Genomic DNA, 5,943 nt, shown 5'->3' with positions numbered 1-5,943 from the left:
CCGTAGCCCCGTAGCCCCGTAGCCCAGGGCGATTTTCCCCCCCTCCGCGACCTGACCAAGGGAGGCACACCCGCTTTCGTTTTCTCGGCCGTCGTTGCCTCCGCGGGGCTAGTGGGCAATAATCGAGCTCACCTGAAAGTATCGTGCGTGTTCAGATTGTTGGCGCGCAGGTGAGTATGAAATGGATACGCCATGGTGTCAGTGCAGACAACCGGAGTCACACGCGGTGCGGAGCCAGTTACAGGCGGACAGGCCGCGTTCGTTTATCTTCGGCGCCGCATACTGTCGGGTGAGATTCCCGCCCGAGCGGTGCTCCGGGAGCAGTCCTTGGCCGAAGAATTGGGTCTGAGCCGGACCCCGGTTCGCGAGGCCTTGCGTCGCTTGGACGAAGCCGGTTTCGTTGACTTCACACCCAATCGTGGTGCGACGGTTGCCTCGTGGACTCAGGAACAGGTGCGGGAGACGTATTACCTGCGCGCAGGCCTGGAGAGTAGAGCTGCCGGTTTGGCTGCCACCCGGATCGGCGATGAAATTCTCGGACAACTAGCTGATCTCATCGTGTCGATGGACGAATTCGTACTCGCCACTGACGATGAAGGGGTTACCCGGCTTGGCGAGCTCAACGCCGAATTCCATCACATCAGCGTGGCGGCGTCGGGGAATCAGCAGCTGATCCATCTGACCGATTCTGTTGGCCGTATCCCGATGATGGCGCAGGTTTTTCGCCGCGATGGTGGGAGATTTCGGGCAGGCAGCAATCATCATCACCGCGACATACTCACGGCGCTTCGGACACACGACGCCGTCTGGGCCGAAGCAATGATGCGCGCTCACATTCTCGGCGCTCGGAACGCAATCCTGGATGGGGACAGCACGGATCTCGACACTGCGTAGTCACACGCGGGCAGGTGTCTGGGGGCGTAGGGCGGCCCGTTGCAGCGGAGATTCCTGCGTCAGTCCTGTCGTTGTTCAGACATGTAGAAGGATGCCGCTGGTCTCGCCGCGCCTGAGGGTTCAGGGCTGGTCTCGCTCAGTCAGGACCTCAGATGATGAGCTGCGGCAGTGTGATCGTCGGGCATGACTGGTAGATGATGTTGGCCGGGTTTAGTAGACGTCGTCCCAGTGGTCCTCGGTCGACCAGTCTTCGGACGCTGATGCCACTGCACGTGTGACGATGCTTTCAGTACTGGACACCGAAGCGAGAGAGTTGATGTCGTAGCGAAGGACGGACACGGCGTGGTGCGTCACCGGTTCGTCACCCACAGTATTCTCGGGAATGCTGATGAGTTCGCTGCCGGAGGCAAGGAGAAGGCGAATGAGTATTTCGCTACCGTCTGCTGTGTAGGACGGCACCTCTACTACTTCGGATTTGTGCCACTCGCTGAGCGTTGCGGCGAACTCCAGGAGCGCATCCGCAACGGTATTTGTGGTTAGGAACGTCGTTCCGCAGTAAGACATTCTCTTCACAGTTGCCCCGGTTTCTGCGCTGCAGCAGCTCGAAAACATTCGTAATCTTGCCGGGCCCCTTCCATCCCTGTATCCGGCCGACGTGAGTCAGAAGTACACGTTGCCTTGAAATGCGCGCGAATAGATGTGCATGGTGTTCGGCGAAGTTGCGGAGATCGAAGGAGGCGTTGTTGTGAGCCTGCTATCTCATCGATATGCACATCATGTCAACCTGGTTGCGCATGGACAGATACGAGTTCAGGGTGTACGCATGAGACGAATTACGTTCGGCGGTGCCTCGTTCCTGACGGCAGATCGAATCGCAGACTCCCTCGTCAGTCTCTTGGTGGTGCTCAACGCCAAACATAAGTCTGCAGTCGCGTTAATCCCAGTGGTGTTGATCGGGGGCGCAGTGGTGACGGCAACACTTCTCCTCGGGCCGACAAGCGCTTTCGTCGCTATCCCGGAAGAATCCTTCTGGCCTGAACCCGATGCCGCAGACGCCGTTATGCACCTTGAGTTTCTCGGCCAGGCGGCGTCCACTCCTGGAGAGACCGGGTATTCAGAGACGGTTGCTGTCCCTAGCTACGAATGGGGTGACCCGGACTTGCATGAATTCTGGTGAAGCTGGACGTCAGTAGGGAGAAGATTCACCCCCAAAATGGTCACTCCCAGGAGGCCGGGCGAAGTTCCGGGAGCCGCCGGAGTGATGAACCGCTCGACGAAGCGGAGGGGAGCCGGGCTCGGTACTGCCAAGGCAGGCGATGCGTCAACAAACGAGCACCACATGCGAGAATCACGGGCAGATTGAGATGAGGAAGCACAATGATCGCCGTCCGATTGCAGACGCGAACGGGAGAGGATATCGAAGTCCGCGCTTTGTCCGGTTGCGATGGAGGATCATTGACCGCCGCATTGCCACAGACATCGCTCTTTGCCTGGTTGGCTTCATCGCCAAGAACCACGGCAGTTTTGAAGTGATGGTATTCCTTGACCCGGTGGAGCGCGCCGTCTTCCCGACTCTCGCGGGAGCAATGTCGTATTTCGTGAATTCGTCGTCCAACATTCTTGACTGCAACATTTTGCGCTAGCGAACTACTTTGGACTTTGAGGCGTGGTGCGCCCAGAAGCCACAACCTGCAGCTCCCGCAATATCTGCAGTTGCTGAGTGTTGATCGCCATCAACAGCTCGATCTCTTTTTTCGATTCCACATTCGTGTCGAGATCGTGTTGGGCCATCACTCCTGCAATAGCGTCCTGACGCTTAGCGGCTATGAGCAAGATTGCACCCTGCAGCCCGGCGAGCATCGACAAAAATAGATTCAGCAGGATATACGGGTACGGATCCCACGCCTTCTCCGACAAAGCTGCCCACAAAAGGCCAACTCCCCATTCCGTTCCGCACCACGTCCGCCGCACGCTGGCCTCTGGTCAGGGAATCCCGATGTTTCTCATGCCACGTCTGGGGTTTGTTGTTCATGACCCACAGCCTAACTTCAGTCGATATTGGGCTCCGCGTGGTTCCACTGACCGCGTGCGGCCAACGCCCTTTAAAAGCAACTCACGAAGGACACCACACGAGGGCTCTTGGCCAGTCTGCCGTGCTCGCCCTGCTGGGAGACCTCAAATTCACCGATGTCACCGATCGCATCCGCGTAGCGACCGAAACCCTCCACCAAGAACTCATCGACGCGGAAGCGGTCGCTTCATCGACGCCGCCTGTTCGGGCGCATCGGCGACCGCAGCAGCTTCATTGTGTCCATTGCGAAACTATCGAGCACAAGGCCCACTTTGTCCCGGGGTCCGTTGTCACGGGCGCCCGGTGACGAAGTCTCGGTGTGCCACGCTCAGTCTGGCGCCCTGCGCGGGCACCGAAGGACGCCTTCAAGCGTCTTCCAAAGAATTCTCTCAGTCCGTCGCAGCGTGCGAGCGTTGCACGTATTGAGGCATTGCCAGGTCTTCTATCAGGAACCATGGACTCCGCCACCGTTCGATTTCGTCCCGATCGTGCGCACGCCGTTGGCGCTACGACAACCCGCATTCGTGCCGCTTGTCCGGCGCTGGCGGCACGGACGACGAGCGGAATGGCCCCTTCTGCCCGCTGTGGACTACCGGGCAAAAGGGGCCGGTTCTTAGTTGGCGCCGCTCGTGTTGATCTTGCCGTTGACGCCCGCCGGGTAGAAACCGCCCGAGCGTACCTTCTTCGGGTTGAGGTAGGCGATGTTGAGCACTTGTCCGGTGGTGCGGCTGAAGGCCAGCCCGTTGTTGTCCGTTGGAACGAGATTCGCCTTGTCGGCCGTGCCGATGCCCTGGTCGAGATCGGTGGACCCGTCGAGGCTGTCCCTCGCATCCGAGATCTTCTGCACGCTGGAGTAGATGGCCGGCGTGTTGACGCCGAGGGCATAAAGCGTTGTACGGATGATCCCGGCGTGATATGCCTCCACCGCCAGCAGGCCGGCCGCCGCGTCCAGGTAGGTTTTATTGCTGATCAGCGGTGCGGCGCCCTTGTAGGAGGTCACGCCGACGTCCTCAAAGATGAAGGCGCCAAACAAGAAGTTGACCTCGTTGGCGTACACGTCGAACTGCTCGGTGCTCCCGATCAGACCGGCGGCGCGGGCCGCTGCGGTGAAGCTGGAGTCGAGGCTCAGCTTCGGCCGGGACACGGCAGCATTCCCCAGTGCGCTGCGAAGGAAGGCCACGTGGGACTTCTCGTCGGCCGCGATCTCTTCGGCGTACTTGCGAATCAGCGGGGTGTCGAAGGAGACGGCACGCCCGCCGGAGACGCTGCCGCGATCGCCGCGACCAGTCGTCATATCGTCGGGCAATCCGGAGCCGGTAACCGCCCGCAGGTAGAACTCCGCCTCGAGGTACTCAAGGTTCAAGGCGAAGTTGAGGATGGACGAGTCGCTGGGCCCGTCTCCGTTGTCGCCGTCGTCGTGGCCGCTTTCGCCAGCGAAAGCTGGTTGACCGGCCAGGAGCACCGCCGAACCGACACCGAACCCGGCAACGCCGGCGGCCTGGAAGAAACGCCTCCGATCGAGGGGCGATTCTGCGCTCCTGCCGATCGCATGAGTGATGAATTTTTGGTCGAACATCGACTTCTCCTGCCATTGTGGGTCAATGGCGCGGCCGGGACCCCCAGTTCGCACCCGTGTCGCGTCGGTGCATCCGTCCTCGCATCACAGTCAGGTAACGGTGACTTCAAAAGGCTAACTGGCGCCCAACGCGTACGGAAGATGAGACAACCTCATGATTTCAGAAGATGAAAACTTCATGCTCTTGGGAATCGACTTTGCCTTTTGCTGCAATATAACGCTCCTTCCCCTGACCCGAACGCGCCTTGACGGTGTAGGTTGCTGAGACATTCTCAGAACTGAGAGGACACACCATATGTTGGGGAATTTGACTGGATGGCATTTCCTGATCATCCTCGCGATCATTTTGCTGCTTTTTGGCGCACCCAAACTTCCCGGGCTGGCGCGCAGTGTGGGGCAGTCGATGAAGATCCTCAAGGCTGAGATCAAAACGGAACCAGACGTCTACGACACGCCCGTCCCAGACACCTCCGTCCCGGCGCCCGCCCCGCCAGGGCGCAGCGCGCAGAGCGCGACACCGTCGGGCCCGGCCGGGCCGCCTCCGGCGCCGTAGGCATCATGTTCGTTGGCGCTCGCTCGCGTGCGGACCCGAACGGGCAGATGACCCTGGGCCAGCATCTTCTGGAACTGCGAAAGCGCCTGTTCTTCGCGGCGGCCGGGATCCTGATCGGCGCCCTGGCAGGCTGGTTTCTTTCTGGATTCGTGTGGGACGCGCTCCGAGAGCCGATCTACGCGATCGTGCATGCGCAGCATCGGAACGCCCAGATCAACTACCCCGATATCACGTCCGCGTTCGACCTGAAACTGAAAATCTCCCTCTACGTGGGCCTGGTCGTGTCGAGCCCGGTGTGGCTGTACCAGGTCTTCGCGTTCTTGATGCCGGGCTTGACACGCACCGAGAAGCGCTACACCTTCGGGTTTTTCTTCACCGCCGTTCCCCTTTTCCTGGCCGGCTGTGCTGCAGGCTGGTACGTCCTCCCCCACGTCGTGGAACTCATGACCGGATTTGCCCCCACCCAGGACGCCGCGTTCATCAACGCCCAAAACTACTTCGACTTCGTCCTGAAACTCGTCGTCGCGATCGGAGTCGCGTTCGTCCTTCCGGTCTTCCTCGTTTTGCTGAACTTCGCCGGCGTTATCAGCGCCCACTCCATCATCAAGTCCTGGCGAATCGCGTGCCTGATCATTATCCTGTTCACCGCTATCGCCACCCCCGCCGCGGACGTCGTCTCTATGTTCCTTCTGGCCATCCCGATGGTGCTGCTCTACTTCGCCGCCTACGGCATCGCCTCTCTCCACGACCGCCGACTCGCCAAACGCACCCGCGACGCGGAGGCAGGTATGACCGCGTAGCCTGATGAAGTTCGCAACATCAACGAGCGTCGTCAGACCCCGGCGGGAC

At 60.2% G+C, this 5,943-nt stretch carries 7 protein-coding genes and 1 pseudogene; 5 read left to right on the top strand and 3 right to left on the bottom strand.

What is annotated here, in order from left to right:
• Positions 1-192 precede the first annotated feature (192 nt).
• Positions 193-894 carry a GntR family transcriptional regulator gene (locus tag QN357_RS17320; protein WP_322136635.1) on the top strand — a complete coding sequence of 234 codons (702 nt, stop codon included), beginning with the start codon at positions 193-195 and terminating at the stop codon, positions 892-894.
• A gap of 210 nt (positions 895-1,104) precedes the next feature.
• Here QN357_RS17320 and QN357_RS17315 read toward each other — a convergent pair whose 3' ends face one another.
• A complete protein-coding gene (locus tag QN357_RS17315; RefSeq protein WP_322140597.1) occupies positions 1,105-1,506 on the bottom strand; it encodes a hypothetical protein in 402 nt (133 codons plus the stop codon).
• 91 nt (positions 1,507-1,597) lie between these two features.
• Here QN357_RS17315 and QN357_RS17310 point away from each other — a divergent pair, with 91 nt between their 5' ends.
• On the top strand, positions 1,598-2,071 hold the full coding sequence (locus QN357_RS17310; protein ID WP_322136637.1) for a hypothetical protein: 474 nt from the start codon (positions 1,598-1,600) through the stop codon (positions 2,069-2,071).
• A 470-nt stretch (positions 2,072-2,541) separates the two neighbouring features.
• On the opposite strand, the gene QN357_RS17305 is transcribed toward QN357_RS17310, so the two are convergent.
• A complete protein-coding gene (locus QN357_RS17305; RefSeq protein WP_322140595.1) occupies positions 2,542-2,823 on the bottom strand; it encodes a DUF1003 domain-containing protein in 282 nt (93 codons plus the stop codon).
• Positions 2,824-2,972: 149 nt separating this feature from the next.
• On the opposite strand from QN357_RS17305, the pseudogene QN357_RS19610 reads away from it, so the two are divergent.
• Positions 2,973-3,195 (top strand): annotated as a pseudogene (locus QN357_RS19610) (hypothetical protein); the annotation flags it as partial.
• 383 nt (positions 3,196-3,578) lie between these two features.
• On the opposite strand, the gene QN357_RS17300 reads toward QN357_RS19610, so the two are convergent.
• Positions 3,579-4,541 (bottom strand): ferritin-like domain-containing protein, encoded by a 963-nt coding sequence (locus QN357_RS17300; protein WP_322136639.1) that lies wholly within the window; start codon positions 4,539-4,541, stop codon positions 3,579-3,581.
• Between the two features lie 295 nt (positions 4,542-4,836).
• Here QN357_RS17300 and QN357_RS17295 point away from each other — a divergent pair, with 295 nt between their 5' ends.
• Together QN357_RS17295 and tatC are read left to right on the top strand one after the other, a co-directional pair.
• Positions 4,837-5,094 (top strand): twin-arginine translocase TatA/TatE family subunit, encoded by a 258-nt coding sequence (locus QN357_RS17295; protein WP_322136640.1) that lies wholly within the window; start codon positions 4,837-4,839, stop codon positions 5,092-5,094.
• A 47-nt stretch (positions 5,095-5,141) separates the two neighbouring features.
• Positions 5,142-5,894 (top strand): twin-arginine translocase subunit TatC, encoded by a 753-nt coding sequence (gene tatC / locus QN357_RS17290; RefSeq protein ID WP_322136641.1) that lies wholly within the window; start codon positions 5,142-5,144, stop codon positions 5,892-5,894.
• The last annotated feature ends 49 nt before the right edge of the window (positions 5,895-5,943 follow it).

Origin of the sequence: Cryobacterium sp. RTC2.1, assembly GCF_035018685.1 — a bacterium.
Lineage (GTDB): Bacteria > Actinomycetota > Actinomycetes > Actinomycetales > Microbacteriaceae > Cryobacterium > Cryobacterium glucosi.
This window is presented reverse-complemented; position numbering and strand designations above follow the sequence as displayed.